The sequence below is a fragment of the Pseudonocardia oroxyli genome (assembly GCF_900102195.1).
In the GTDB taxonomy this organism is placed as follows: domain Bacteria; phylum Actinomycetota; class Actinomycetes; order Mycobacteriales; family Pseudonocardiaceae; genus Pseudonocardia; species Pseudonocardia oroxyli.
The window spans coordinates 86549-113539 of record NZ_FNBE01000010.1 but is presented as its reverse complement, the minus strand read 5'-3'; the positions used below and the strand labels follow the sequence as shown (position 1 = coordinate 113539).

22 protein-coding genes and 1 pseudogene are annotated in these 26991 nt (G+C 70.1%); 8 read left to right on the top strand and 15 right to left on the bottom strand.

Going from position 1 to position 26991, the window contains the following annotated elements; all coding sequences use genetic code 11:
* Positions 1 to 3: 3 nt before the first annotated feature.
* Both BLS43_RS16460 and BLS43_RS16455 read right to left on the bottom strand, forming a co-directional pair.
* Positions 4 to 1062, bottom strand: coding sequence for a LacI family DNA-binding transcriptional regulator (locus BLS43_RS16460; protein WP_245707535.1), 1059 nt, complete (start codon positions 1060 to 1062; stop codon positions 4 to 6).
* 56 nt (positions 1063 to 1118) lie between these two features.
* Entirely contained in the window at positions 1119 to 1853 is a 735-nt protein-coding gene (locus BLS43_RS16455; RefSeq protein ID WP_425438550.1) for a nucleoside/nucleotide kinase family protein, read from the bottom strand.
* Positions 1854 to 2056: 203 nt separating this feature from the next.
* Here BLS43_RS16455 and BLS43_RS16450 point away from each other — a divergent pair, with 203 nt between their 5' ends.
* From BLS43_RS16450 to BLS43_RS16440, 3 genes are all read left to right on the top strand, one after another.
* Positions 2057 to 3130, top strand: a complete 1074-nt coding sequence (locus BLS43_RS16450; protein WP_093085355.1) for a substrate-binding domain-containing protein — start codon at positions 2057 to 2059, stop codon at positions 3128 to 3130.
* A 119-nt stretch (positions 3131 to 3249) separates the two neighbouring features.
* The gene (locus BLS43_RS16445) at positions 3250 to 4281 is read left to right on the top strand and encodes an ABC transporter permease (protein WP_093085352.1); all 1032 of its coding nucleotides are present in this window, start codon (positions 3250 to 3252) and stop codon (positions 4279 to 4281) included.
* An 83-nt stretch (positions 4282 to 4364) separates the two neighbouring features.
* Complete coding sequence (locus tag BLS43_RS16440) at positions 4365 to 5144, top strand: ATP-binding cassette domain-containing protein (protein WP_245707544.1); 780 nt, start codon at positions 4365 to 4367, stop codon at positions 5142 to 5144.
* A 34-nt stretch (positions 5145 to 5178) separates the two neighbouring features.
* Here the strand turns inward: BLS43_RS16440 and BLS43_RS16435 are convergent, their stop codons facing one another.
* The 5 genes from BLS43_RS16435 to BLS43_RS31155 form a co-directional block, all read right to left on the bottom strand.
* Positions 5179 to 6195: a LacI family DNA-binding transcriptional regulator gene (locus BLS43_RS16435; protein ID WP_093085346.1), complete on the bottom strand. Its 1017-nt coding sequence runs from the start codon at positions 6193 to 6195 to the stop codon at positions 5179 to 5181.
* Positions 6196 to 6266: 71 nt separating this feature from the next.
* Entirely contained in the window at positions 6267 to 7313 is a 1047-nt protein-coding gene (locus BLS43_RS16430; protein WP_093085343.1) for a substrate-binding domain-containing protein, read from the bottom strand.
* A gap of 32 nt (positions 7314 to 7345) precedes the next feature.
* The gene (locus BLS43_RS16425; protein WP_176921361.1) at positions 7346 to 8335 is read right to left on the bottom strand and encodes an ABC transporter permease; all 990 of its coding nucleotides are present in this window, start codon (positions 8333 to 8335) and stop codon (positions 7346 to 7348) included.
* A 74-nt stretch (positions 8336 to 8409) separates the two neighbouring features.
* The gene (locus BLS43_RS16420) at positions 8410 to 11031 is read right to left on the bottom strand and encodes an ATP-binding cassette domain-containing protein (protein ID WP_093085337.1); all 2622 of its coding nucleotides are present in this window, start codon (positions 11029 to 11031) and stop codon (positions 8410 to 8412) included.
* A gap of 315 nt (positions 11032 to 11346) precedes the next feature.
* Positions 11347 to 11544 (bottom strand): hypothetical protein, encoded by a 198-nt coding sequence (locus BLS43_RS31155; protein WP_176921360.1) that lies wholly within the window; start codon positions 11542 to 11544, stop codon positions 11347 to 11349.
* 4 nt (positions 11545 to 11548) lie between these two features.
* On the opposite strand from BLS43_RS31155, the pseudogene BLS43_RS32045 reads away from it, so the two are divergent.
* Positions 11549 to 11950: pseudogene (locus BLS43_RS32045) on the top strand (tyrosine-type recombinase/integrase); the annotation flags it as partial.
* Positions 11951 to 12305: 355 nt separating this feature from the next.
* Positions 12306 to 13187, top strand: coding sequence for a helix-turn-helix domain-containing protein (locus BLS43_RS16410; protein WP_093085333.1), 882 nt, complete (start codon positions 12306 to 12308; stop codon positions 13185 to 13187).
* A 46-nt stretch (positions 13188 to 13233) separates the two neighbouring features.
* On the opposite strand, the gene BLS43_RS16405 is transcribed toward BLS43_RS16410, so the two are convergent.
* The 5 genes from BLS43_RS16405 to BLS43_RS16385 form a co-directional block, all read right to left on the bottom strand.
* Positions 13234 to 13581 carry a hypothetical protein gene (locus BLS43_RS16405; protein WP_093085326.1) on the bottom strand — a complete coding sequence of 116 codons (348 nt, stop codon included), beginning with the start codon at positions 13579 to 13581 and terminating at the stop codon, positions 13234 to 13236.
* 42 nt (positions 13582 to 13623) lie between these two features.
* Positions 13624 to 14691, bottom strand: a complete 1068-nt coding sequence (locus tag BLS43_RS16400; protein WP_093085323.1) for an alpha/beta fold hydrolase — start codon at positions 14689 to 14691, stop codon at positions 13624 to 13626.
* 41 nt (positions 14692 to 14732) lie between these two features.
* A complete protein-coding gene (locus BLS43_RS16395; RefSeq protein WP_093085320.1) occupies positions 14733 to 16430 on the bottom strand; it encodes a flavin-containing monooxygenase in 1698 nt (565 codons plus the stop codon).
* A gap of 450 nt (positions 16431 to 16880) precedes the next feature.
* Positions 16881 to 18038: an enolase C-terminal domain-like protein gene (locus BLS43_RS16390; protein ID WP_093085317.1), complete on the bottom strand. Its 1158-nt coding sequence runs from the start codon at positions 18036 to 18038 to the stop codon at positions 16881 to 16883.
* A gap of 26 nt (positions 18039 to 18064) precedes the next feature.
* Positions 18065 to 19228 (bottom strand): NAD(P)/FAD-dependent oxidoreductase, encoded by a 1164-nt coding sequence (locus BLS43_RS16385; RefSeq protein WP_093085314.1) that lies wholly within the window; start codon positions 19226 to 19228, stop codon positions 18065 to 18067.
* A 107-nt stretch (positions 19229 to 19335) separates the two neighbouring features.
* Between BLS43_RS16385 and BLS43_RS16380 the strand changes: the two genes are divergently transcribed.
* Positions 19336 to 20229 carry a LysR family transcriptional regulator gene (locus BLS43_RS16380; protein ID WP_093085311.1) on the top strand — a complete coding sequence of 298 codons (894 nt, stop codon included), beginning with the start codon at positions 19336 to 19338 and terminating at the stop codon, positions 20227 to 20229.
* Here the strand turns inward: BLS43_RS16380 and BLS43_RS16375 are convergent.
* Entirely contained in the window at positions 20207 to 21121 is a 915-nt protein-coding gene (locus BLS43_RS16375; protein ID WP_093085308.1) for a LysR family transcriptional regulator, read from the bottom strand. The genes BLS43_RS16380 and BLS43_RS16375 overlap by 23 nt on opposite strands.
* Before the next feature lie 87 nt (positions 21122 to 21208).
* On the opposite strand from BLS43_RS16375, the gene BLS43_RS16370 reads away from it, so the two are divergent.
* Positions 21209 to 24091, top strand: a complete 2883-nt coding sequence (locus BLS43_RS16370) for an FAD-binding and (Fe-S)-binding domain-containing protein (protein ID WP_093085305.1) — start codon at positions 21209 to 21211, stop codon at positions 24089 to 24091.
* A gap of 46 nt (positions 24092 to 24137) precedes the next feature.
* Here BLS43_RS16370 and BLS43_RS16365 read toward each other — a convergent pair whose 3' ends face one another.
* Together BLS43_RS16365 and BLS43_RS16360 are read right to left on the bottom strand one after the other, a co-directional pair.
* Complete coding sequence (locus BLS43_RS16365) at positions 24138 to 25286, bottom strand: Glu/Leu/Phe/Val family dehydrogenase (protein ID WP_093085302.1); 1149 nt, start codon at positions 25284 to 25286, stop codon at positions 24138 to 24140.
* Positions 25283 to 26233, bottom strand: coding sequence for an ornithine cyclodeaminase family protein (locus BLS43_RS16360; RefSeq protein WP_218129859.1), 951 nt, complete (start codon positions 26231 to 26233; stop codon positions 25283 to 25285). Before BLS43_RS16360 ends, BLS43_RS16365 begins: the two co-directional genes overlap by 4 nt.
* A 166-nt stretch (positions 26234 to 26399) precedes the next feature.
* Between BLS43_RS16360 and BLS43_RS16355 the strand changes: the two genes are divergently transcribed.
* Entirely contained in the window at positions 26400 to 26990 is a 591-nt protein-coding gene (locus BLS43_RS16355) for a GntR family transcriptional regulator (protein WP_093085299.1), read from the top strand.
* Position 26991: the final 1 nt, after the last annotated feature.

Sequence of the window (26991 nt, the reverse complement as noted above, 5' to 3'; positions counted from 1 at the left end):
GTGTCAGAGAGGTGTCGTGGTGTCCTGGGTGGGCGAGTCCTGTCCGCATCCGCAGGAGTCTCGATGGACGAAGGTCGGCTTCATCACCACTCGTCTGGCGGGTGCGCCCGGATCCGCGAGTCGGGACAGGACGAGCTGTAGCGCCTGTTCGCCCAACGCCTGTGTCGGTTGGGCGATCACCGTGAGCCGGGGATGGAACAGGTCTGCCCACTCGAAGTCGTCGAACGCGACGAGAGCGAGGTCGCGGGGGACGTTGATGCCGGCGTCGCGGACGGCCCGCATGGCTCCGATGGTCATCTGGTTGTTGCCGACGACCACCGCTGTGGGCGGTTCGGCCTGAGTCAGCAGCTCGTTCAGTGTTGCGCGCGCGGCTTCACCCGAGGAATGGCCGGTGACGATGTAACCGGGGCGGGGGGTCAGGCCGTGTCGGTGCAGGCCCAGCCGGTATCCCTCGAGGCGCTCCTGTGTGGTCCCCAGCCCGGGCTGGCCGCTGATCATGGCGATGCGGGTGTGCCCGATGGTCGCGAGGTGTTCGACGAGCAGCGCGGTCGCCTCGACGTTCTCACCCCCGATCTGATCCGTGTCCGCGGCGTCGCTGAAGCGGTCGATGAGCACGACGGGTACGTCGCGGTGTCGTGCGTGCCGCAGGGCGGTGGACGGGTCCGCGGACGGAGCGAGCACGATCGCCTCGACTCCTCGCCCGAGGAGGTCGGACACGGCGCGCAGCTCTCCGTCGACGTCGTCGTGGGTGTCGGCGAGCAGCAGTGAGTAGCCTTGCCGCGTCGCGGCGCGGTCGATGCCGTGGACGACGTCTCCGAAGTAGGGGTTGGAGATCGCCGACATGGCGAGGCCGACCACACGGGAGCCCGCGCTGCGCAGGGAGCGGGTGACGTTGTCGGGCACGTAGCCGCTCTCGGCGATGGCGGAGCGAACGGCTTGCTCTGTGGCCGCCGCCACCGTTCGCGTTCGGTTCACCACGTGCGACACGGTCGTGACCGACACCCCGGCCAGCTGGGCGACGTCGGCCATCGACACCGGTCGCCGCGGGCCTCGTCCGGGCATGCCCCGACGATAGCAACGGTTCGCGTGGTGCTGCCCGTCGCCCGCGTCCGTCGAGTTCATGCGTCGGCGGCGATGAGCAGGAGTGAGCTCATGACGTCCTCGGACACGACCAGGTCCGCCAAGTGGCTCGTCCTGCTGATGATCGCGCAGTTGGCCTGGTCCACGCCGTCCGCCCAGGCCTCCGCCGCGGCCTCGGTCTTCCCGAACGCGACATGACGTGCGATGAGCTGACGGCGCCGTCGTTGGTCGTCGGTCGCGCAGAACCACACCTCGTCGAGCACCGTACGCAGTGGCAGCCAGGCCGGGTCGTCGACCAGCAGGTAGTTGCCCTCCGTGATGATCAGGCGCGCGGCAGGCGTGACCGCGATCCGGCCTGCCAACGGCTCGCCACGACTGCGCTCGAAGCTCGGGGCGTAGACGACCTCGGCGGTGTCGGCGGCGAGGCGACGCAGCAGCGCGACGTAGCCCGCGGCATCGAAGGTGTCGGGCGCGCCCCGTCGGCTGCTCAGGCCCAGCCGCGCGAGCTCGGCGGTGGCCAGATGGAATCCGTCCATCGGCAGGTGAGCGACCCACTCGCCCGCCTCGTGGCCTTCGGGGGGTGTCCCGGAGAGCTCGGCGAGGAGCCGTTCGGCCAAGGTGCTCTTGCCGGATCCGGGTAGGCCGACGATCCCCAGGAACGCCCGTCTGCCGTCCTCGACGAGGCGCCGAGCCCGTTCCATCAGGTTCGCGATCTCGAGCTCCGCGTCCTGGGTGTGGAGACGGCCTTCTGAGCTGCCACCGGTTCCGCACACTCCCGACCTCTGTCTCTCTTCGTTCGCAACGATCTGCGCGAACCTAAGGCGAGCGGGCTCGGTCTGTCGAGAGCCCAGCCAAAGTATTGCGCAAACCGTTGCTATGTGGCTAGCCTCACATCGATCGCCACGGGGCTCAGCGAGCAGATGCTCGTGTCGGAGCCGATCGGTGGCGAGCCGACGACGAGGGAGTCACGACGCAGATGAATCAGGCATGGGTGAATCGTCGGGCGGCGCTGGTCTCCGCAGCTGTCGGTACCGCCGTCGTGCTGACTGTCTCCGCCTGTGGGAGCGGGTCTACTCCCGTCGCGGGCTCGAGCGGGTCGGACCAGGCGATCGTCGGGCTGATCACGAAGACCGACACGAACCCCTTCTTCGTCACGATGAAGCGCGGGGCGCAGGAGGCTGCGGACGCCCGCGGTGTCGAGTTGCAGTCCTTCGCCGGACGGCAGGACGGCGACAACGAGTCGCAGGTGCAGGCCATCGAGAACCTGATCTCCGTGGGCGCGAAGGGATTTCTGATCACTCCGAACGACTCGAAGGCCATCGTCCCGTCGCTGGACAAGGCTCGCCAGGCGGGGCTGCTGGTGATCGTGCTCGACACGCCCACGGACCCGGCCGATGCGGCCGATGCCACCTTCGCCACCGACAACTTCCAAGCGGGCAAGCTCATCGGTCAATGGGCGGCGGCGAAGCTCGGGCCGGCGGCGGCGCAGGCCCGCATCGCGATGCTCGACATCAACGCCAACCAGGTGTCGGTCGACGTGCAGCGCGATCAGGGTTTCCTCGCCGGGTTCGGGGTCGACGTCGTGGACGAGAACCGCATCGGCGACGAGAGCGATCCCCGCATCGTCGGGCACGCGGCCACGGACGGAGACGAGGACGGCGGCCGCACCGCGATGGAGAACCTGCTGCAGAAGGACTCGTCGATCAACTTGGTCTACGCCATCAACGAGCCCGCCGCGTCGGGGGCCTACCAGGCGGTGAAGGCCGCGGGCAAGGAGCAGGGCGTCACGATCGTCGCGATCGACGGCGGATGCCCCGGCGTGGACGCGGTCAAGGCCGGGCAGATCGGTGCGACCGCGCAGCAGTACCCGCTGGCCATGGCGTCCGACGGCGTGGAGGCGATCGTCAGCTACGCCCAGGACGGCACCCGACCTGCGGTGACAGCGGGCAAGACCTTCACCGATACCGGTGTCAATCTGATCACCGACGAACCTCAGGCAGGCGTCGAGTCGAAGGACACCGCCTTCGGCTCGGCCCAGTGCTGGGGCTGAACGCCGCTCCCCGGCGACCGCCCGTGACCGCGATCTCGCGGGCGGTACTCACCAGGGTGTGGGCGGCTCGATCGCACCCTGGTCCCCTGACCGTGACCACCGCCCAGCAAGGACTCCTCATGGCGACCGACACCGCAGACCCTTCAACCTCTGAACCGCCTCCGACGGCCCCGGTGACACCGGGGCGGCGGCTGCAGAATCTCCTGCACGCCAACCCCATCGTGGGGCCGCTCGCCGTGCTGGCCCTGGCGATCCTGGCGTTCTCGCTGGTCAATCCCCGCTTCCTGGCCGCGGCGAACCTGGGACTCGTGTTGCAGCAGGTCACCGTGATCGCGACGCTCGCGCTCGGGCAGACGCTGGTGATCCTCACCGCGGGCATCGATCTCGCCGTGGGCGCGATCGCGGTGTTCGCCTCCATGCTGATGGCCGGCGCGGCGCACACGCTCGGAGTGCCGGGCCCGGTGGCGCTGATCCTGGGGATCCTCGCGGGCACCGCGATGGGAGCGTTCAACGGCTGGCTCGTCACAGTGGTCCGACTGCCGCCGTTCATCGTCACCCTCGGCACGCTGAGCGTGTTCTTCTCGCTCAACGCGGTGGTGTCGCACGGAGAGACCATTCGCGGCGCTGAAATGCCCCCGATCATGACCGCTACCGGCGATACCGCTTTCCGGATCGGTGCCTTCGGCGTCACCTGGGGTTCGCTGATCATGCTCGCACTCTTCGTCGTGTTCTCCTACAGCCTGTCGAGCACGGCGTGGGGCAGGCACGTCTACGCCACCGGCGACGATCTCGAGGCCGCACGGTTGGCCGGCATCCGCACCGGCCGCGTCCTGCTGTCGGTGTACCTGGTCGCCGGCGTGATCTACGGCATCGGGGCGTGGGTGCTCATGGGCCGCCTCGCCGCTGCCAGTCCGAACATCGGTGCCGAGTACAACCTCAACTCCATTACTGCGGTCGTGATCGGCGGGACGAGCCTGTTCGGCGGCCGGGGCCTCGTGGTGGGCACGCTGGTGGGCGCCCTCATCGTCGGGGTGTTCCAGAACGGACTGCAGCTCGCGGGAGTCGACGTGGTGTGGCAGGGCACCGCGATCGGATTGCTCGTGCTCGTGGCCGTCGCCGTCGACCAGCGGATCCGAAAGGTCAAGAGATGAACAGCACCCCAGCGGGACGTCCCCTCGAGACCTCCGGGCCCGCCGCGCGGTCGACACCGGGCGCCGATCACGGCACCGCGGCCGTGCCGCCCGTGCTCCAGGCCGAAGGGCTGGTCAAGCGCTACGGGGCGGTCACGGCGATCGCCGAAGGCGATCTCGAGCTGTACCCGGGCGAGATCCTCGCCGTCATCGGCGACAACGGCGCGGGCAAGACGAGTCTGATCAAGGCCCTGTGTGGGGCGCTGGTCCCCGACGCGGGGCGAATCCTGCTCGACGGCCGACCTGTCACCTTCCGCACCCCGATGGACGCCCGCCGCGCGGGCATCGAGACCGTCTACCAGTCGTTGGCCGTGGCCCCCGGGCTCGACATCGCCGAGAACCTGTTCCTCGGCCGTGAGCAGCGTCGGCCCGGCTTCCTCGGGTCGGTTCTGCGTCTCCTGGACAAACAAGACATGCGCACCGTGGCTCGCCGCCAGATGAGAGAACTGGGTATCGCGACGTTGCAGGACATCGGCCAGGCCGTGGAGAGCCTGTCCGGCGGGCAGCGCCAGGCGGTCGCGGTGGCCCGGGCATCCGCCTTCGGCAGCAAGGTCGTCATCCTCGACGAACCCACGGCCGCGCTCGGGGTCAAGGAGAGCGACCGCGTGCTCCAGATGATCCGCGACGTCCGTGACTGGGGCCTGCCGGTGATCCTGATCAGCCACAACATGCCACACGTGTTCGACATCGCCGACCGGATCCACATTCACCGCCTCGGGAGACGCGCCACCGTGATCACCCCCGAGTCGCACTCGATGGCCGAGGCGGTCGCGATCATGACCGGCGCCATGCCCCCGCCGGAGCCCGTGTCGCGGGTGCGGTGACGCCAAGGGCGGACGGAGGACCCGCGGCGGCCTCTCAGCCCGGGCACCCGCAGGACTCGCGGCGGACGAACTCCGTGGACAGCACGCGTCGTCGGACCGGCTGGTCGCGCCCGCCGGGCTCCAGGCGGGTGACCAGCAGCTCGGCTGCGGCTTCCGCGATCTCGTCCACCTGCTGGCGCGCGCAGGTGAGGCTCGGCTCGAACCCGGCCACCCAGGGAATGTCGTCGAAGGTCACCAGCGCGACGTCGTGCGGCACCGACAGCCCGCTCGCCCGCAGGCCCTGCAGCGTCCCCAGGCAGGTCAGGTCGTTGCCGGCGAAGATGGCGGATGGTGGCTGGACCGCGCTCATCAACTCCCGGGCGGCACCGGCGGCAGCATCGGTGTGGGCCGGGACCTCCCGGACCATGTCCGGGTCGAGGGGGAGCCCGGCGTGGCGCAGCGCCGCACGGTAGCCGGCGAGCCGCTCGGCCATCGTCGAGCTCGAGAGCTCGCTGCAGATCATGGCGATGCGCCGGTGGCCGTGTTCAACCAGGTGGTCGACGAGAGCCACGGCGCCCTCGGTGTTCTCGGTCCCGGCGAAGTCATACCGATCCTGCAGCTCGGCGGGGGGCTTACGGTCGACCAGCACGACCGGTAGATCCCGCTCGGAGAGCCAGCGCAGCGCACCCTCCGGGTCGAGGGAGGGCTGCAGGATGATGCCGCCGACCCGCCAACTGATGAGTCGCCGCAACCCCTGCAACTCGCGTTCGTGCTGGTCGTCGTGATCCACCAGTAGTGTGGTGAAGCCTCGCTCGTGCAGGGAGGCGTCGATGCGCCGCTGCGCGCCGTAGAACATGGGGTTGCGCAGCGCAGAGGTGACCAGACCGATGGCGTCGGACTGGCCGCGGCGCAGTGAGCGCGCCAAAGCGTCGTTGACGTACCCGACCGCGTCGACGGCGCTTCGGACCCGCTCCATCGTCTGCGGGGAGACGTATCGGGTGCCGTTCAGCGCGTGGGAGACGGTGGCGACCGACACTCCAGCGGCGCGGGCGACGTCTCTGATGGTGGCCACGGATCAACCTTCCTCGGGCCGGATGCGGCAGGGCCCGCCACTCCGGGGAGTGGCGGGCCCCGACAGCAGGATCAGAACGGGAAGGAGTCCGTGTTCTGCGGAGTGACGATCGTGGGAGGACCGAGCAGCACCTGCCCGTCCGCGCCCACGGTGAACTCGCCCAGCCCCGGAACGGAGTACTTCGCACCGTCCTTCGGCTCGATCTGGCACTTCGCGTACTGCACCGCGGTGTGGTAGGCGAGGGTGCCGAGGTCCGGCACGTTCCACCACACGTCCTGCACGTTACCCGTCGCGATGTACTGCTTGACCAGGCTCACCGGTGCGAGCCCGGAGAGCTTGACCTTGCCCAGGTAGCCGTTCTTCGACAGTGCCTCGGCCGCGGCGGGTAGGCCGATCCCGGCCGGCACGATGATGCCCTTGAGGTCCGGGTAGGCACGGACGAGCTCCAACGCCTTCTGAGAGTTGACGTCGGCCTTCTCCTCGCCGTAGGCGACGGTGACCAGGTTCATCTTCGCGTATCTCGGGTCCGAGCTCAGAGTGGCGCGGATGGTGTCGATCCAGGCGTTCTGGTTGACGGCCGTCTGCGTGGACGACAGCACCGCGAAGTCGCCCTCGTGGTCGATCATGTCCCCCATCGCGGTGAGCATCTGCGCACCGATGAGCGAGGTGTCGGCCTGGTTGACGAAGAACCCGCGGGAGCCCGAGGCCACGTCGGAGTCGAACGATACGACCTTGATCCCGGCGTCCTGGGCCTTCTTCAACGCCGCCGAGGTGGAGTTGACGTCCGAGCCGGAGATCATGATCGCGTTGACGCCCTGGCTGATGAGCTGGTTGACGAACGGTATCTGCGCTGCGCCGCTGGCGTCGCTCGGCGAGGTGTAGATGACGTCGCTGTTGCCCGAGGCCGCCGCCGCGGCCTCGGCGGCGTTCTTCACCGTCACCATGTAGGGGTCGGTGCCCAACTTGGGGATGATCCCGACCTTGACCGGGCCGCTCACACAGCCGTTGGCCCCGGCTGTCGTGGACGAGGTGCCCGAGACGGTTCCGGACGAGCAGGCTGTCGAGACGAGTGCTCCCATCGCCAGGACGGCGGTGGCGGTGGCGATTCGAAACCTCATTGTTCCTCTCCGAGGGTTGGTGTCGAACACGGTCAACTCGTTGTGGCTGGTGTGGACTCGGCCGATACGGCGGAGCGGCGACGGCGCTCGACCAGCGCGGAAGCCGCGTTCGTCACCACCAGCGACCCGATCAGCACGACGCCGATGACAATTCCCTGCGCGTATCCGGACACGTTGTTCAGCTGGAGGAACTTGCGGATGAACATCAGCAGCGCTGCCGCCCAGACCACTGCGGGGATACTGCCCTTCCCGCCCAGCACGCTCACCCCGCCGAGGAACACCATCGTGATGACGTCGAGCTCCATGCCGAGCGCCAGATCGGGAGAGACCTGCGACGTCAGGCCGGCCTGGATCATCCCGGCGACCGCGGCGGCGAGCCCGCTCGCCACGAAGAGGCCGAAGCGCAGCCGCCGGGTGCGCACCCCGGAGTAGCGAGCGGTCGCGGGATTGCCACCGGTGGCGAGGACGCGACGGCCCGTCGGCAGGCCGCGCAGCACCACGCCCGCCACGAGGGCGGCGACGATGGCGGGCACCAGGGCCCACGGCAGGATCGTGAGCCCGACGGTGTTGTTGCCCAACGCTGCGTAGAAGTCGGGTATCGGCGAGATCGGAGTACTGCCCAGGATCACATAGCACAGCCCGCGGAACAGAGCCAAAGTGCCGAGGGTGACGAGCAGGGCGGGCAGCTCCAGGACCGCCACGAAGAACCCGTTGACGGCCCCGCACACCGCACCGACGGCCAACGCCACGGCGACGGCGACCGGCGTCGGGCCCTGTGCGGCGAAGACCAGACCGGAACAGGCGGCGGTGAGCGCCGCAGTGCTGGCCACAGAGATGTCGATGTCACGCGTGATCACGAGCAGAGCGACCGGAAACGCCATCAGGGCTGCCGGGCCGAGCGTGGCCATCGCCGTGGCGAGGCTGAACGGGGTGAGGAAGTTCGGCACGCTCGCCGCGCCGACCGCGATCACCAGCAGGGTTGCTCCGGCCAGCAACCCCGACCAGCTGCGTAGCCCGGCCACGACGGTCGAGAGAGCCGTGGACACCCTCGATGCCGGGGACGAGGTGTGTCTGGGACCCGGCTTCATGGCGGCGTTCACTGCGACCTCCGCAACGAGTGGCGAGTGCGACCGGAGAGGGCGACGTCGACCGCGACGGTGAGCAGGATCGCGGCGCCGAAGAACGCCTGGAGGTACATCGGGTCGATGCGGGCGACCGTGATGGCGTTCTGGATCACGACCAGCGCGAGTGTGCCCAGGACGACCCCGGTGACCGTGCCGACCCCCCCGCGCAGCGACACCCCGCCCACGACGACGGACGCGATGATCGTCAGCTCGGTACCGAAGGCGAGCTGTCCGTCGACGGTGGCGTAGTAGGAGGCCCACATCGCGCCCGCGGTGCCCGCCAGGACCCCGGAGACGGCGAAGGCGGCGACGACCGCGCGGCGGGTCCTGATCCCGATCAACTCGGCGCCCTCGGGGTTGGAGCCGGTCGCGTAGACGTCCCGACCGAAGCCGGTCAGCCACAGCACGTAGCCCACGATCGCGACGGCGAGCAGGCCGTACACCGCCACCTTCGGTACGCCCAACCACGTCCCGTTGGTCCAGGCCAGCCACTCCGGGGCCACGCTGCCGCTGGAGATCTGCCTGCCGTTGGAGAGGGTGGCGTCGATCCCGCGGTAGATGGCCAGGGTCCCCAGGGTCACGACGATCGAGGGCACTTTGGCCCAGGCGACGACGACGCCGTTCACCAGGCCGGCCAGCAGCCCGACCGCCGCGGCGATCGCGATCCCGACCACGACGGGCGCCCCGTGGTGTCCGGCCATGAAGTCCGCACAGACGTAGGCCGAGAGCCCGATGGTGGAACCGACCGACAGGTCGATGTTACGGGTGAGCATCACGAACATCTGGCCGAGCGCGACGATGCCGTAGAGCGCGAGACTGCTCGAGAGGTCACGCAGGTTCGCCCCGCTCGCGATCGCCGGGTTCACCGCGATGAGCGGGATCAGCACCAGCACGATCGCTCCGACCAGACCCGTCTCGCGGCGCTGCAGGAGATCTCGCCACCGGTGTCGGCGCGGCTCGCTCACCACCGTGACCGGCTGCTGCTCCGCCTCTGCGCGCAGCTGTTCGCGTTCGCACTCGCCGGTGGGCGGGGCGACGTCGTCAGCCGCGTGTGGAGGGGACGAGAGCACCCCCGTCGCTGCCAAGCCGATGTCGACCTGGTCGACCTCGCCCGCGTCGAACTGTGCGGTGACCCGACCGGCGTGCATGACTGCGATCCGATCGCACATGCCCAGCAGCTCGGGCATGTCGGACGAGATCAACAGCACCGCGAGACCCTGTGCCGCCAGACCGGCGATGATGCGGTGCACCTCGGCCTTGGCCTGCACGTCGACGCCCTGGGTCGGCTCGTCGAGGATCAGCAGCCGCGGCCCGGTGGCCAGCCACTTGGCGAGCACCACCTTCTGCTGGTTGCCTCCGGAGAGCTGCCGGATCGGCTGCCCCAGGTTGTCGTACTTCAGCCGCATGCGCTGGAGCGAGTCGCTGACCAGCGCGAACTCCAGCCGTCGACGCACGAGGCCGAGTCGGGTCGCGTTCCCGACCATCGGGAGCACCGCATTGTCCAGGATCGAGAAGTCCTCGATGATGCTCTGGCCCCGCCGGTCCTCGGAGACGTAGGCGATGCCGTGCGCCAGTGCGTCGGACGGCGAGCGGACCGTCACCCGCTCGCCTCCGAGCACCACAGTTCCGGCGGAGGGGCGCTCGATGCCGAACAGTGCCCTGGCGACCTCGGTCCGCCCCGCCCCGACCAGTCCCGCCAGACCGACGATCTCGCCGGCGCGGACCTGGAACGACACGTCGTCGAACTGGCCGGGGACCGTGAGCCCCTCCACCGAGAGCACGACGTCGTCGGTCGGCGGACGCCGCGGGGGGTAGAGATCGCCCAGCTCCCGTCCGACCATCAGCCTGACCAACTCGTGTTCGTCGGTGGCCGCACTCGTGAGGTCCGCAACCCAGGCGCCGTCGCGCATCACTGTGACGGTGTCGCAGACCTGCAGGATCTCCTCCAGTCGGTGCCCAACGAACATCATCGCGACCCCGCGGTGGCGCAACCCGTCGATGACCTCGAACAGGCGGCGGGTCTCCCCCACGGTCAGAGACGCGGTCGGCTCGTCGAGCACCAGCACCGACGCGTCCGAGGCCAGTGCCTTCGCGATCTCGACGAGCTGCTGCTCACTCGTGGAGAGCTCCCCGGTGCGTAGCCGAGGGTCGACCTGCAGGCCGAGGCTGCGCAGCAGCTCGCCGGACCGCTGTCGCATCGTCCCGCGGTCGAGGCGCCCCCACGAGTCGGTGAGGCGGTTCTCGGCGAACACGTTCTCGTAGACGGGGAGGTCGGGGAACAGTCCCGGGTGCTGATGCACCACGGCGATGCCGTGTCGGCGCGCCTCGCTCGGGCTGCTCAGCTCGACCGGCCGCCCGTGGACCCTGATCTCGCCGCTGCTCGGGCCGTGCACGCCCGCGAGCATCTTCACGCAGGTGCTCTTCCCAGCACCGTTCTCTCCCACCAGGCCGACCACCTCGCCCGCTCTCAGCGTGAGATTCATGGTGCTCACAGCGACGACGTGGCCGAATCGCTTGGCGACGCCCACCAGCTCGGCGGCGGGTGACGCGATGTCTCGTGTGGTCTCGACGGTGGTCGAGTCGCTGTGGGTCATGATCTCTCCCGTCGGGCTTCGCTGCCTGGCTCGGGAACGTAGCAGGGAAAATCGTTTGCGCAAACGTTTTTCTGAGAATCGACCACGTTCTGGGCGCGCATACCCGGGGTCGATGCCGCGGCGGCGCATCGACTCGTGATCGACAACGCCTCCCTCGGGTGTTCCGTGGACGATCACGCCGCGCTGGGAGTGCAGCGCGGTTCCGGTGATCGCGGCAGCCTGCCGGGACCTCGCTGCAGACGAGGCGCGGAGGGAGCAGATCGCCAGCGCCTGCTCCATGCGTTGGAAAGCGGAGGAACCGCATCGTCCTCGCGCTCAGGCCGCACCTCGGTCGTCGAAGATCGACGCTCCGATGCGCGTGATGCTGGCGAGCCAGGGGCCGGGGTGCTCGGTGACGAGCTTCTCGATCTCGTTGGACAACGAGGTCCCCGACGAGCTCGACGTGCACCGGATCTGTGACAACGACAGCACCCACAAGCTCTGCAGGAACCCGTCGCCCAGCCACGTGTGCAAGCCGATGTCCGCGGGGGCGGTTCGCCGTGTGCACGCGATCCTCTCGGCCTCTCTGAACTACGGCGTCTCCTGGGGCTGGATGGAGCGCAACCCAGCTGACCACGCGCACCCGCCCAAGCTCGCCTGTCGCCAGGCCCTCCCACCGCGTCCGGAACAGGTCGCTGCGCTCCTGAACGCGGCTGGTGCTGCTGACGAGGAGCTCGCAGTGTTCCTGTGGCTCGCGGTCACGACGGGGGCCCGCCGTGGCGAGCTCGTTGCGTTGCGTTGGTCGGACCTCGAGATGGAGCGCGGGCTGCTGCGTGTCGGCTCGAGCTACGTCGTCCGTTCCGGGGAGCGCCGGCTCAAGGGGACCACGACCGGCGAGGAGCGACTGCTGTCTCTCGACTCGGTCTCGGTCGAGCTGCTGACTCAGTTCTGCGGACGACTGCGGGCCGGCTCGGCCACAGCGACGGTGGCGCCACCACGCTGCGCGACTCTGCGAGCTGGACCAAGCCCGCCGACCAGAGGGCTGCGGAGCTCTTGGTGGGTGACCTCACGACGCTGCGAGCGAAAGCACAGCGGGCGATCTCCGTGCCAACGGCGGCTGAATCCGGACCCCCTGGCGACGGCCCCGATTGGCAAGACGAGCGGTGACGCCTTGTACCAAAGTGCTGTGCTCGCCTCCGGACCTTTTCGTCCTGGGAGAGCGGGGTTACGGTCGCGGGAAGACAGGAGAGCGGCGTGCCGCGGGACCGAGCTTGCGTCAAGGTGGACGAGCGAGCATGGACGAACTCATCGTGCCCGACCAGTACCCCGAGTGGGTGCCGGGCCAGGAGATCCTTCGCGGTGCGGACGACAGCTGGGACGGCGTGTCCCTGCGGGCCTTCCGGTACGGTGCCCTCGACGTCGTCCTCCCGCCGGTCCGCGACTACCTGATCGTCGCGTATCAGCGCGGTCAGGTGGACATGCGTCGGACGCTCGACGGTCGTGTATCCCACGAGCAGCTGAGTCCCGGCGACGTCACGCTGCTGACCCGCGCGGTCGAGACCCACTGGACGTGGCGGGAGCCGATCGACGTCGCGCACCTGCACCTCACCCACGACTTCGTCCAGTCCGTCTGCAGACAGATGTACGACCGCGACATCGCCGACGTCCGGCTCCGGGACGAGCTGCGGGCCGATGATCCGGCGGTCTTCCGTGCGGTGGGCATCGTCGCCCATGAGGCTCGGGCCAACGGGCCGGGGGCCCAGCTGCTCGTCGAGTCAGTGGCCTGTCAGCTGGCGGTGCACCTGCTCCGCAGGCACACCGAGCTCACCTTCCGCGAGTACCACCCAGACCAGGGGCTGCCGATTGCTCTGGTCCGCCAGGTCGAGGAGTACGTGCTCACCCACCTGGGCCGCGGCATCGCGCTGCAGGAGCTGGCCGACTCCGTGTCGCTGAGCCGCTACCACTTCGCGCGGCGATTCCGGCAGGCGACCGGCCACAACCCACACGAGTTCGTCATGTTGAAGAGGATCGAAAAGGCACAATCACTGCTGCGCCGGACTCAGGCCCCGCTCCGCGAGATCGCCGCGGATTGCGGGTTCACCGACCAGAGCCACATGACCAAGCAGTTCCGCCGTCGGATCGGCGTGACGCCCGGCCGCTTCCGAGCCGACGGCTGAGGGACGGCGCGAGCCCAGGGGATCCTCCCGGGCCCGCGCCGCGGGATCAGGACACCGGTCCGTAGAAGTGGATCTGGGGGCCGCCTGCCTCGGTGAAGTCGACGGCCGAGGACAGGTCCAGCGTCCCGTCACCCAGCGCGGTGCCGAGTCGGTCCGCGGTGGCCTGCACGTCGTTCGTCTCGACGTCGTAGATGGTGAGGTACCGCCTGCTCGGGAGGGCCTCCTCGGGGAGCAGCTGCTCCTTCGTCAGCCGCAGCCGGGTCGCACCGACGATCCCCGGGATCCGCTCGACGACCTGGGGGACGTGCACCTCGTCGTACCAGCGGTTGAACTCCTGCTCGTCGGCGGCGGAGGCGGGGTTGATGAGGACGACCATCTTCGCTGAGCCGGGCATCTGTGCTCTCTTTCTCGGGATCCGGGTCTGGACGGGAGGGCGTCAGACCTTCGTGCCCAGCAGCTCGCCGAGGTGCTGGTCGATCTGGGGCAGGAACGTGGGCGCGACGCCGAACAGCCCGAGATGGCCTAGCACGTCGTCGACGACGTGCAGCGTGCTGCCGGGGATCAGGGCCTGCTCCGCCTCGTGGTCGCGTACGGAGAAGAACATGTCCTCGCTGATGGGCAGGACGTAGGTCGTCGCCGTGATCCGGCCCAGCGCCGTGGCTAGGTCGCCGCCGGTGTGCCGGGCGACATCGCCGCGCTGCCATTTCCACGCCTGGCAGAGCAGGTCGTTCGGGTCCATCACGGTGAAGTACGGCTCGAGGAAGCCGGCAAGGAAGGCCTCCTTGGTCTCGAACCCGAGGGCGCGCCAGACCTCTTGCTTCCAGAACTCGGTGGAGAAGCCCATGACGGCCCAGATCCCGGCGTGCCGGGTCAGCCCCGCGACGACGTCGGCGTTCGACGAGTACTCGCCGCCCGCGAAGCCCGGGTCGGACGTGATGGCCTCGATCAGCGCCTTGGCGAACAGGAAGTCGTGTGGGGTGTTCTGCGCGGTCCCGGCGATCGATGCGGCACGCTCGACCTTGTCCGGGAAGCGCACGGCCCACTCGTAGGTCTGCTGGGCGCCCATCGAGCCGCCGACCACGAGCGCGAGTCTGTCGATGCCGAGGTGCTCGCGGAGCAGGCGTTCCTGCGCCACCACGTCGTCGCCGATGCGGACGTGCGGGAACCGCGACATCGCGATCTCGGCGTTCGCCCCGTCTGCGTTGTGCGGGGACGTCGACAGCCCACCCCCGATCTGGTTGACGGCGACGATGAAGTAGATGTCCGGGTCCAATGCGTGCCCGGGGCCGACATAGACGTCGCGGAAGATCTGGTGGCTCCCTGAGAACCACGTGGGGATCAGGATTGCGTTGTCCTTGGCCTCGTTGAGCTGCCCCCAGGTGGTGATCGCCAGGTGGCAGTCCGGGATGACACCGCCCTCCTCGAGCTCGAGGCGTCCGACGCTGACCAGCTCGTAGTCACCGTGGAAGGCCGAGCTGTAGTAGGGGTTGTCGATAGCGGGCATGGTGCAGGGTTCCTTTCGGCAGGGCGGGAGGGGGGCGAGGCTCAGCCGGCGACGGCTGCCGCCTCCTTCGACTCTGCGTCGGACGACGTCAGGGTGAAGCCCGCGAAGTCGTTGTCGCGAGTGCGCTCCCAGGCGGCGGTATAGGCAGCGGCCCCGCCGAAGTAGAAGAGGATCTTTTGCGGCTTGCCAGGGATGTTCGCGCCGAGGTACCAGCTGCCGACCTTCGCGCCGTCGGTCAGCACGGTCATCTGGAACACCTCGTCGAGGTGTGCCGACCACGCTTCTGCCGCCTCGGCGGTGACCTCGACGCTGTCCAGCCCCTTTTCCCGCATGCTCCCGAGCAGCTCGCCGATCCACTCGACATTCATCTCCGACACCATCGGGAAGTTGGCGTAGAGGCACTGGGGACCGGAGATCATCAGCAGGTTCGGGAACCCGGGCGCACCGAGGCCGAGGTGGGTGCTCGCACCCTCGTCCCACTGCTCCTTGAGCGATGCCCCCGCGCCGTTGCGGATGTCGATCCGCTCGAACGGGCCGGTCACCGCGTCGAACCCTGTGGCGAAGATGATCACGTCCGCCTCGAACTCGCGGCCGTCCCGGGTGCGCAGCCCGGTCTCGGTGAAGGCGGCGAGCCCGTCCTCGCTCACGTCGACGAGCGTGACGTTGTCTCGGTTGAACGCCTCGTAGTAGCCATGGGCCAGCGGCGGGCGCTTGCCGACGTACGGATAGCCCTTGGGGCAGAGGAGTTCGGCGGTGTCTGGGTCGGTCACGATGGACCGGATCTTGTTGCGGATGAACTCGGCCGCCGCGTCGTTGGACCGACGGTCTATCACGATGTCGTCGAAGGTCTCGAAGAGGAACTCCCAGCCCCCGCGCTGCCAGTTCTCCTCGAAGATGCGCTCCCGTTCCTCGTCGGTGACGTCGTCGTACATGCGGCCGGCGGGAGAGAGGGCGAAGCCGAACACGTGGTTGCGCGCCTTGGTCCAGATCGAGTCGTAGTCCGCCCGGATCTGGGCGCGCTTCGCGTCGTCGAGCTCGTAGTTCTGGCCTGGTACGGCGTAGTTGGGCGTGCGCTGAAAGACGGTCAGTTCCGCAACCTCCTCGGCCACGACCGGGACCACCTGGATGCCAGTGGCACCGGTGCCGACCAGCGCGACCCTTTTGCCGGAGAGGTCAGCGCCCTCCTTGGGCCAGTCGGCGGTCAGCAGGATCTCCCCGCGGAACCGGTCCCGGCCCTCCCATTCGGGGACGACCGGGAGCGACAGGATGCCCAGACCGGTGATGAGGTAGGTGCAGGTGAACGTCTGACCGGTGTGGGTCACCACGGTCCATCGGTTCGTCGTGGAGTCGTGCCGCGCGCTGACGACGCGGGTGTTGAACTGGATGTCCGGCCGGAGGTCGAACTTGTCCGTCACGAATTTGAGGTAGTCGCCGACCTCGGTCCACTGCGGGTAACGCTCCTTCCAGTCCCAGGTGTCGAGGATCTCCTGGGAGAAGGAGAGGCAGTAGATGTGGCTCTCACTGTCGGTCCGCGCGCCGGGGTACCGGTTCCAGTGCCATGTGCCGCCGACGTCCTCGCCGGCGTCGAGGACGCGGGCCGAGAGCCCCAGCTTGTGGAGCTCGATCAGCATCCGGATGCCGGAGAACCCAGCGCCGACGACGAGGGCGTCGACGGTGTCACCGGCAGCGACGTTGTCCGACTGGTCCGAGAGCAACCCCCGGGGGCTGACGACGGACATCGCGGGTTGGTTCGACATTGATTCCCCTCCGGGGGCAGCGGCTGCAGCGCCGCACGCCCCGATGCCGTGCCTGTCGTGGCTTGTCGGCGACCACCGGGAGGTGGTGCCGCTCACACCAGGAACTGTGGCAGGGAGCCCCCCGGCGCCTCTTGGCTGGAAGAGCGCTATCGAGTTGTATCCGCGTGCTCATACCAGGCCCCACGGGATGGAGAACTCGTCAGCATCCTCGACAGCAGGCCCGGGGTCTCCGTGAGCCGTGATATCAGCCGGCGAGCGTGGTGCACATGTCCTATGGCAACGGCCCCATTGAGGGCGAACAGCAAGGTCGACTGCTCAGGCGACACGCGTACAGCGGAGCCGACTCCGCGCTGCTCCGTCGGCGCTCCCTACTCATCTGATCGACTACAGCCGCTTCTGCGTCAGATCCGATGATCTCACGACCCCATGGGGTCAGAGCCGGGCGACGGAGGTCTCGGCCAGGGCGTCCCAGTCGATCGAGACGCCCAGGCCAGGCCCCTCGGGTGCCACGGCGCACCCGTCTCCGTCGATCAGGACGTCTCCTGTGGTCGGGAAGTCGAACAGCGTCTCCGGCACGAGCAGCTCGTAGAAGTCCGTGTTCTTCACACTGAGGGCGATGGCGAGGTTGGCTGCGTTGAGCAGTGGGTTCACGTTGGCGTGGAGCTCGAGGTTGAGCCCAAACGCCTCACAGAGCCCTGCCGTCTTCTTCACCGCCCCCACGCCGCCCTTGAAGCACACGTCGGAGCGCACGATGTCGACGGCCCGGGTCGTGATGAACTCGGGTGTGGAGTACATGCCGCCCTCGTTGCTCTCCACTCCGCAGAGGGGAGTCGTGAGCTGGTCGGCGAGCCAGCGCAGGCCGTGGGCGTCCCAGTCGTGGATCGGCTCCTCGAACCAGTAGTAGTCGAGCGCGTCCAGGGCGCGCCCGACGCGCAGTGCCTGGCGCTGGTTGTATCCTCCCGCCGGGTCGAGCATCAGCGGCCAGTCCGGGCCGACGGCCTCGCGGACGGCCGTGCAGGTCTCGATGTCGAACTCGACCTCGCCCCGCGGGTGGATCTTGTAACCCGCCAGTCCGCGGCGCTGGTACTCAAGGGCCTCCGCGACGTACTCCTCCACTGTGTCCCGCGTCGGCGAGCTCGCGTAGGCGGGCAGGCGGCTCCGGTAGCCGCCGAGCAACTGGTACAGCGGGACGTCGAGGGTCTTGGCCCACAGGTCCCACAGCGCGACGTCGACGCAGCCGATGGCGAACTGGGGGAGGCGCCACAACCGGTTGCGCAGCCACATGTCCTGCCAGATCTGCTCAAGCATGCGGACGTCGCGGCCGATCAGGAAGGGCCGGATCAGTCCGGCGATGTAGTGCCCCAGGCCCAGCCCCCCCGCGACGGTGATGGACTCGCCGACGATGCCCTGCTCGCTCCGCACGGAGATCGCCACGGACTCGGCGATGTACTGGTTGATCGCCTGCCCACCGATCATGACGCTCCACTTGCCGGGTACCGGGGGAAGGCCGAACACCTCCACCCGGACGTCGACGATGCGGCTCGGCGCCGCGCCATCGAGCTTGGCGCGGATCTCGTTGTCTTCTGTCATGGTTCTCCTCCGTCAGTGGTCCGGGGTCAGACGATGTGGGACTCGTGCCGCACTGGCGAACCGTCGGTGAAGCGGTCCGCGGACAGTGGCGCGACGTCGACGAACGGGGCGCGATCGAGGTGCAGGTCGCGCACGACTTCGCCGACGGCGGGGGCCTGCAGGAAGCCGTGTCCAGAGAAGCCGGTCGCGTAGAGCAGGTTGCCGACCGTCGACGAGCGGCCGATCAGCGCGTTGTGATCCGGTGTCACCTCGTAGAGGCCGGCCCAGCCGTCGGTCAGGCCGACGTCGAGCAGGCCGGGCGCCCGCCGGGCCATCGCGTCGCCGAGCCGCGGCAGCCAGTCTTCGGTGTAGGTGTAGTCGAAGCCGGGTTCCTGGTCGGGGTCGGACATGCCGAGCAGGAGACCGCGCCCCTCCCGGTGGAAGTAGAAGGAGGTCGTGAAGTCGATGGTGAACGGCACCGTCGGCTCGAGGTCGGCCAGTGGTTCGGTGAATACGACCTGCCGCTTGACCGGCGTGACCGGCAACGGGGTGTCCGCCATGGCCCCGATGGCGGATGACCAGGCACCCGCGGCGCAGACCACCGCGTCCGCCGCGATGGAACCGCGGTCGGTGTGGACCGTGCGCACCTCGGCGCCCTGGACGTCCATGCCGGTGACGGTCACCCCCGTGATCAGCCGGGCGCCCTCCCGGCGTGCCGCCGTGGCGTAGCCGAGCACGACCGACTCGGGCGTGCAGTGGCCGTCGTCCGGGGAGAAGGCGGCGGCCAGCAGCCCGTCGGTGGAGATCCGCGGGGCCAGTCGCGCGGCCTCCGTGATATCGACCATGCGCGTGGTGACGCCGAGGTCGTTCTGCAGCGTGACGTCCCGCTCGAAGGCGGCGACGTCCTCCGGTCTGGACAGCAGGAACAGGTATCCGACCCGGTGCAGGTCGATCTCTTGCCCGGGGCGCTGGGAGAACCGGGCGAAGGCCTCTAGGCTGCGGGCCCCCAGCTCGATGTTGATCTGGTCGGAGAACTGGGCACGGACGCCGCCCGCGGCCTTGCAGGTCGAGCCCTGGCCGAGCTCGCCGCGCTCCAGGAGCACTACGTCGGTGACCCCGGCCTCGGCCAGGTGGAAGGCGATGCTGGTGCCGACGGCACCGCCGCCGACAACGACGACCTCGGCATGGGCGGGGAGTGCGGCTGGGGGCAATGCGGTCTCCTCGACGGGGGCGGGATGGCTCGTCGGGACCCATGCTGGGCAGCAGAACCTTTCACGTCCAGTCACAGTGTCTGAAGTTAAATGTTAAGGTTTCCTCGATGGATTGGACGAGCGTGCAGCTCCGGTCGCTCGTCGAGCTTCAGCGCCGGGGCACCGTGACCGCCGTGTCCGAGGCCCTCGGCTACACCCCGGGCGGGGTGTCGCAGCAGCTCGCCGCGCTGGAGCGGGCGACGGGCATGCCCCTACTGCGTCGGGTCGGGCGCCGGGTTGAGCTCACCGACGCCGGGGTGGTTCTGGCGGCCCACGCCCGGCACATACTCGACGTCGAGGCGGACGCCGTCGCCGCGCTCGAGCGGGACGCCGGGGAGATCGCGGGCACGCTGCGGATCGCGTTGTTCGCGTCCGCGGCGACGATCCTGCCGGTCATGCTCGCCCGCACCGCGGAGCTCCACCCGAGGCTCGACCTGCGGTGCCAGGAGATGGACGTCGACGACGTCTACGACGTGGTGTCCTCGCAGACCTTCGACGTTGCTGTGGGTCTCGACTACCCCGAGGTGCCGATCCGGCGCGACCCCCAGCTGCAGGTGGTGCGCCTGCTCCGCGAGCGGTTCGCGGTCGCGGCCCCGCTCGGGACACTCCCCGCGCACGAACCGTTCTCGCTCACGCGGACCGAGGGCCCCGGATGGATCCTGGCGTACGAGCGGACCCACTACGGACAGGCCTTTCGCGCGGCGCTCCGCAGGGCCGGGGTCGAGCCGCAGGTGCGCTACGAGGTCACGGACACCGCGGCGACCCTGGCGCTCGTCGAGGCGGGGGTCGGCATCGCGCCGGTCACCGACTTGATGCTCCGGCTGCGACCGGCACGGGTGGCGGTGCTGCCGCTGGTGGAGCCGGTGGAGCGAGACGTCGTGGCCGTGATCCGGAAGACCGCGCGGTCGCGGCCGTCGGTGGCGGCGCTCCTCGACGTGCTCACTGGTGCGGCAGCCGCGTGACCTCGACCAGGTGAGCCGAGGTGGGCATCGCGGCACGCAGAGCGCTGAGGACGACGGGCAGCAGCGGGTTGGTGTCGCCACGCCGATGCAGCACGTGCACTGTTCGCCGGGCCCCGGTCGCCGTCGCGGTGATCCGGGTGTCCGGGCGATGCCCGAGTGCGGGCACCATGGCGACCCCGCGGACGGCGACGACGAGCTCGCGGACGACGTCGTAGTCATCGCTGTGGTGAACGACGTTCGGCTCGAACCCGGCCGCGGCGCACCACCGCACGAGCGCGGTGGCCCCGTCGGAGGCGCGCCCGCTGGCGATCCAACGCCGGGTGGCGAGTTCGTGGGCCGACGGGGTGGTCTCCCGTTCCTCGGCCGGACGCAGGAGGAGCAGGTCCTCATGCAGCAGCGGTGTATCGACGAGTGCGTCCGGCCAGGACCGCGGCCGCAGGGCGTACTCGTAGACCAGCGCGATGTCGAGCTCGCCCGCGGCGAGCGGGTCGAGCAGCGCCGACGGCTCGCCCTCGGTCAGTATCACCTCCGCGTGCGGGTGCTTGGCTGCGACGGCGGCGAGGGCTCCCGGCACGATCCGCTCGCCCGCCGTGGGGAACGCGCCGATCCGGACCTGCCCGGCCTGCCCGTCCGCCCAGCGCCCTGCCTCGGCGCGCAGCTCCTCGACACCGGCCAGGATCCCGCGGGCCAGCTCGGCGATCCGGTGTCCGGCGGCGGTGACCCGGACCGCGTGGGCCTGGCGCTCGAAAAGCACCAGGCCGGTGTCCCGCTCCAGGGCGGCGACTTGCTGGGACACCGCGGACGGGGTGTAGCCGAGCTCGCGCGCGGCGAGAGCGAAGGAGCCGGTGGCGACCACGGCGTGCAAGGTCGCCAGGTGCTGGAGGCGGTACACAGGCCCAGTATTGCTGGTGCTCAGGATGAGAAACAATCGGACTGCTGGGGCTGGCGGACCGTCGGCGGGCTCGGCGATCGTGTCGGGATGCCGCCCACCGAGCCCGACCGCGGGCAGGAGCTGGTCACCGAACTTCGCAGGCGCGGGGTACCGGAGGCCTACGCCGACCCGTCCCGCCGCGCCCAGTACGCCTCCGACGCCTCCATCTACCGCCGTCCCCCGCTGGCCGTGGTGTTCCCTCGGAACCGCACCGAGATCGTCACCACGGTGGCGGTGTGCCGTGAACTCGAGATCACGGTCACCTGCCGTGGGGCCGGGACCAGCACATCCGGCCAGGCCGTCGGCTCGGGCGCGGTGCTCGACCTGTCCCGGCACTGCCACCGCCTCCTCGAGCTCGACCCCGAGCGGCGGGTCGCGCGGGTCGAGCCGGGTCTCGTGCTCGACGCACTGCAGTCCGCGGCGGCCCCGTACGGGCTCCGCTTCGGGCCTGATCCCTCCACCCACAGCCGCGCCACCATCGGCGGGATGATCGGCAACAACGCGTGCGGATCGCATTCCGTGGTGTGGGGTCGGACCTCGGACAACGTCCTCGAGCTCGAGGTTCTGACCTACCGCGGCGCGGTCCTCACCGTCGGGCCGATGGACCAGGCCGAGATCGACGCCGCCGTCACCGCGGGGGGCGAAGGGGGCGAGCTTGTCGCCAGGCTCGCGGCGTTGGCGCGAGCCAACCTCGCGACGCTGCGGACCCGCTTCGACCGGTTCCCACGGCAGGTGTCCGGCTACGGATTGGCCGAGCTCTTGCCCGAACGTCGCTTCGACCTGGCTCGCGCGCTCGTCGGGAGCGAAGGGACCTGCGCGGTCGTGCTCTCGGCGACGGTGCGGCTGGTCCCGGTCCCGGCGCACCGCGGCCTCGTCGTGCTCGGGTTCGCCGACGCGATAGCCGCCGCGGCGGCCGTCCCCGCGCTCATCGGCCGGCCTGGTCTGCAGGCTCTGGAGGGCCTGGACCGCGCGTTGACCGACATCGTCGTCCGCGCGGAGACGCGCAGGACGATCGCGACCCTTCCCGCGGGCGACGCGTGGCTGTTCGCCGAGCTCGGTGGCGCGCCCGACGAGGTGGCCGAGCGGTCCCGCGAGCTCGTCGCGGACGCCGCTCGACACGACGGCCACCGAGGTCACGAGATCGTCGCCGATCCCGTCCGGGCGGCCGGGCTCTGGCGGATTCGCGAGGACGGGGCCGGGCTCGCCACCCGCCTGCCCGACGGCAGTGAGGCGTGGCCGGGCTGGGAGGACGCCGCGGTCCCTCCTGCCGCGCTCGCGGACTACCTGCGTGACTTCACCGCACTGCGCGACCGCTTCGGCTACTCGGGCCCGGTGTACGGCCATTTCGGTGAGGGCTGCCTGCACGTCCGAATCGACTTCGACTTCGCCACTCACGAGGGCGTGGCCCGGTTCCGCGAGTTCGTCACCGAGGCCGCCCGGTTGGTCACCCGCCACGGCGGATCGCTGTCCGGTGAGCACGGTGACGGGCGCTCCCGCTCCGAGCTGTTGGCGCTGATGTACCCGCGCGAGGTGCTGGACCTGTTCGCGGCGTTCAAGGTGGCCTGGGACCCCGACGGCGGGCTCAACCCCGGTGTGATCACCGACCCGCGTCCACTCGACAGCGACCTTCGGGTTGACCCGGCCCGGCGGTCGCTGCCATTGGCCACCGTGCTGCCCTTCCACGCCGACGGCGGCGACCTCGACCGTGCGACCCGCCGGTGCGTCGGGGTCGGGAAGTGCCGGTCGGCGGAACCACGGGGCGGGGTGATGTGCCCCAGCTACCGCGCAACCGGCGACGAGCGCGACTCCACCCGGGGCCGGGCTCGGGTGCTGTACGAGATGACCCAGGGCGAGGTGATCACCGCCGGCTGGCGGTCGACTGAGGTCCGCGACGCCCTCGACCTGTGCCTGTCCTGCAAGGGCTGCAGCTCGGACTGTCCCGTCGGGGTCGACATCGCCTCCTACAAGTCCGAGTTCCTGCACCACCACTACCGCGGCCGGGTCCGACCGGCCTCGCACTACTCGATGGGCTGGCTGCCCGCATTGTCCCGGGTCGCCGCGCTGGCCCCCCGGCTGGCCAACCGTGTGCTCGGCTCCCGGCTCGCACCAGTGCTGAAGCGGGCAGGTGGGATCGCTCCCGAACGGCAGCTCCCGCGGTTCGCCGCGCGGACCTTCCTGGCGGAGTTCGCCGAACGCACTCCCCGAGGAGCCGGGGAACGGGGCCCGGTGCTGCTGTGGGTGGACTCCTTCGACAACCACTTCAGCCCCGAGGTGCTCCATGCCGGCGTCGCGGTGCTGGAGGACGCGGGCTACCGGGTCGAGGTACCCCCGGGGGTGCAGTGCTGCGGACTGACCTGGATGACGACCGGCCAGCTCGGCGTCGCCCGGCGGGTGATGGCGCGCACGCTGCGGTCGTTGGCCGGTGCGCTCGCGCAGGGCGCCCCGATCGTCGGACTGGAGCCCAGCTGCACCGCCGCGCTGCGCACCGACCTGCCGGAGCTGCTCGACGGCGACCCGGCCGCGCGTCGCCTCGCAGGCGCGGTCCGGACCTTCGCCGAGCAGCTCCAGGAGCACACCCCCGGCTGGACACCGCCACGGGTCGCCGGGTCCGCCGTCTCACAGACGCACTGCCACCAGCACGCGACCGTGGGATTCGGCGCGGACGCGGGTCTCCTCGCCGCCGCAGGTGTCGACAACCGGGTGCTCGACACGGGGTGCTGCGGCCTCGCGGGCAACTTCGGATTCGAGCGCGGGCACTACGAGGTGTCACGGACGATCGCCGAGCAGGGGTTGTTGCCGGAGGTGCGCGCCGCGGCCCCGGACACGGCCGTGCTGGCCGACGGCTTCAGCTGTCGGACCCAGATCGCGCAGGCCGGTGACCGGCGCGCGATCCACCTCGCGCAGCTCCTGGCGTCCGGGCTCGCGGAGTAGGCCACGAGGCCGGGAACCCGCGCGAGGTTCCCGGCCCGGACTGCGGTCAGGGACGGGGCAGCCGTCCCATGCTCTCCATCGCCGCGCGCACGCGGTCCTGCGCGATCGCCCGTCCGGCCTCGTGCGGCGTGCTGTTGCGTCGGGCCGACTCCGCCAGGACCAGCACGGTGTTGGACCGCAGCTTGTCCGAGATCGAGTCGAACACCTCGTCGGTGGTGGTCCGGAAGCCCGAGTAGCGGGCGTCCATCGCGAACGCTGCGGCGATCACGCCACCGGCGTTGGCGATGAAGTCCGGCACCACCGTGATCCCGCGATCCGCGAGGACCTTCTGAGCCGCCGGGCTGGTCGGGAGGTTCGCGCCCTCGACGACGAGCGGCGCCTTGAGCGCCCCGGCGGTGTCGACGTCGATCACGTCCTGCAGTGCGGCCGGCACCAGGACGTCACAGTCGACGACCAGCTCCGCCCCGCCCACGAGCCGCGTACCGGCGCTGGACCGGGTGACGAACGCGTCACCATGCTCGGCCCGCTCGGCATCCAGCGTCCCGACGTCGAGCCCGTCGGGATGGTGCAGCGCACCGTACGCGGTGGACACGGCGACGACGGTCGCGCCCAGCTCGGCGAAGCGGCGGGCGGCGGCCGATCCGACCGCGCCGTAGCCCTGGAGGGCGACCCGCGCCCCAGCGAGCGGTCGGCCGGCCACCGAGGCCGCCGCGGCGGCCGCCTCCGCCACCCCGAACCCGGTCACCCCGATCTCGTCGTAGGCCACCCCACCGAGGTGGGTCGGGGTGCCGACGGCGGCTCCCCGGTCGCCGAGCTCGTCCTGGATGATTGCCGCGTCGTCCTCGGTGAGGCCCATGTCGAGACCGAACACGTACTCGGCCGGGACCTCGTTGGACAGTGCCCTGGCGAACGCGCGCAGCACCGCCTCCTTGTCCGGGGCGGTCGGGTCGCCGACGATCCCGGCCTTGGCGCCGCCGAAGAACAGATCGACGCCCGCCCACTTCCAGGTCATGTTGCGCGCCAGCCGCGCGACCTCCGGGACGGTCACGGTCGGCGCCATCCGGGTGCCGCCCTTGCCCATCCCGCGGGCGGTGTTGTCGATGACCAGCACACCCTTCATGCCGGTGCGCCGGTGCGCCACCACCACGACCTTCTCCGGGCCCCAGTCGTCGACCAGGTCCAGCGCGTTCGTCATCGGTGGTCCGTCCTCATGATCGTGGTGGGTCGGGCGAGTGCGGCGGCGGCGACGAGGTCCTGCCACGGCATCCCGGTGCCGGTGAACAGCCGGGGCCGATCGGTCGGGAGGACCACTCGACCCGTGACGACGTCGGCCAGCGTCAGCAGGTCGGACTCGGCGATCGCCCCCTCGGCCAGCGGGAGGACGACGTCACCGTTCTCCCGCAGCGCGCTCTGCCGTGACTCGACGACCACGGAGCTCCGGGCGGCGAGCGCGGTGTCGACCTCCCGGGTGTCGGGAGTGTGGCTGCCGATGGCGACCACGACGGCGTCCGGTCGCACCGCGTCGCCCGCGAACAGGGGGGTGGCCGAACCAGTGGTACAGATGACCAGGTCCGCCTTCGCGACCGCCTCGATCCCGGCCGGTCGGACGCCGGCGTCGGGCCCGCCGAGGGACCTGGCGAGCGCGGCGACCCGTTCGGGGGTCCGGCCGATCACGTCCAGCCGGGCGGCGCCTGTCGTGGCCAGCAATGCGTAGGAGTGCGCGGCACCCTGGACCCCGGTGCCGAGCAGGGCGACCCGCTCGACCGGCTTCGTCGCGAGGTGGCGCACGGCCAGCGCCGAGACCGCGGGGGTACGCACGGCGGTGAGCGCCGCGCCGTCGAGGATCGCCGTGGGAGTGCCGCCGTCCGCCTCGAACAGCACGTAGATGCCTTGCACCAGGGGTAGCCCCCGGCCTGGGTTGTCCTCGGCGAGGGTGATCAGCTTGGCACCGGTCCAGCCGGGCATCCGCGACGGCATGAGCAGTAGCTCGCACCCCTCGGCGGTGACCCGGGACCGCGGTGGGTCCGCCTCTGGGTCCAATCCAGCGCGCAATGCCTGCTCCAGGGCATCGACCATGGACCTCCAGCCGGGCGGTCCCATCTCGGCCGCGTCCGGGACGCTCGTGGTGAGGGATGTGTCCACGTACCTCGCCTCGCAGTAAGCAGTAATCGATTACCGACGGTGAGAGTAGACTCGGACGCGGTCGGGTTGTCAACGCGCGGAGCGCCGCGTAGGCGAGGACGGTGTGCTGGTGGACGGCTTTGCTGGCGAACGCCCACTCGTCCGCGCCACCCTCAAGGATCAGGCGATGGCTGTCGTTCGGCGGGCCATGGTGGCGGGCGAGGTTCAGCCCGGCCAGATCTTCTCGGCGTCGGCCCTGGCGCAGCGGCTCGGTGTCTCCAACAGCCCAGTGCGCGATGCGATGATGGAACTCGTGCACGGCGGCATCATGGAGGTGGTCCCGAACCGGGGGTTCCGCATGGTCGTGTTCGACGAGCACGACCTGGCCGAGGTCTACCAGCTGCGCCGGATGCTGGAGGTGCCCGCGATGGGCATGCTGGCGCGGACGGGCGTGGGCGGGAGCGAGTCCGCGCTGCGCGAGAGCGTCGAGTTGTGCGCGCAGGCGGCGCGCGCGGGCGACAGCAGCGAGTTCCTCGTGCACGACCGCGCCTTCCACCTGGCCCTGCTCGGGCTGCTGGGCAACGGGCGCCTGGTGACGACCGTGGACCGGCTGCGCGACCAGACCCGGATCGCCGGGATGCGAATCCTGCGCGAGCAGGCGGCGCTGGTCCGCTCCGCCGCCGAGCACGGCGACCTGCTGGACGCGATCATGGCCCGCTCGCCCGAGGACGCCGAGCGGGTCATGGTCGAACACATGGCACACGGCCGGGGCACCTGAG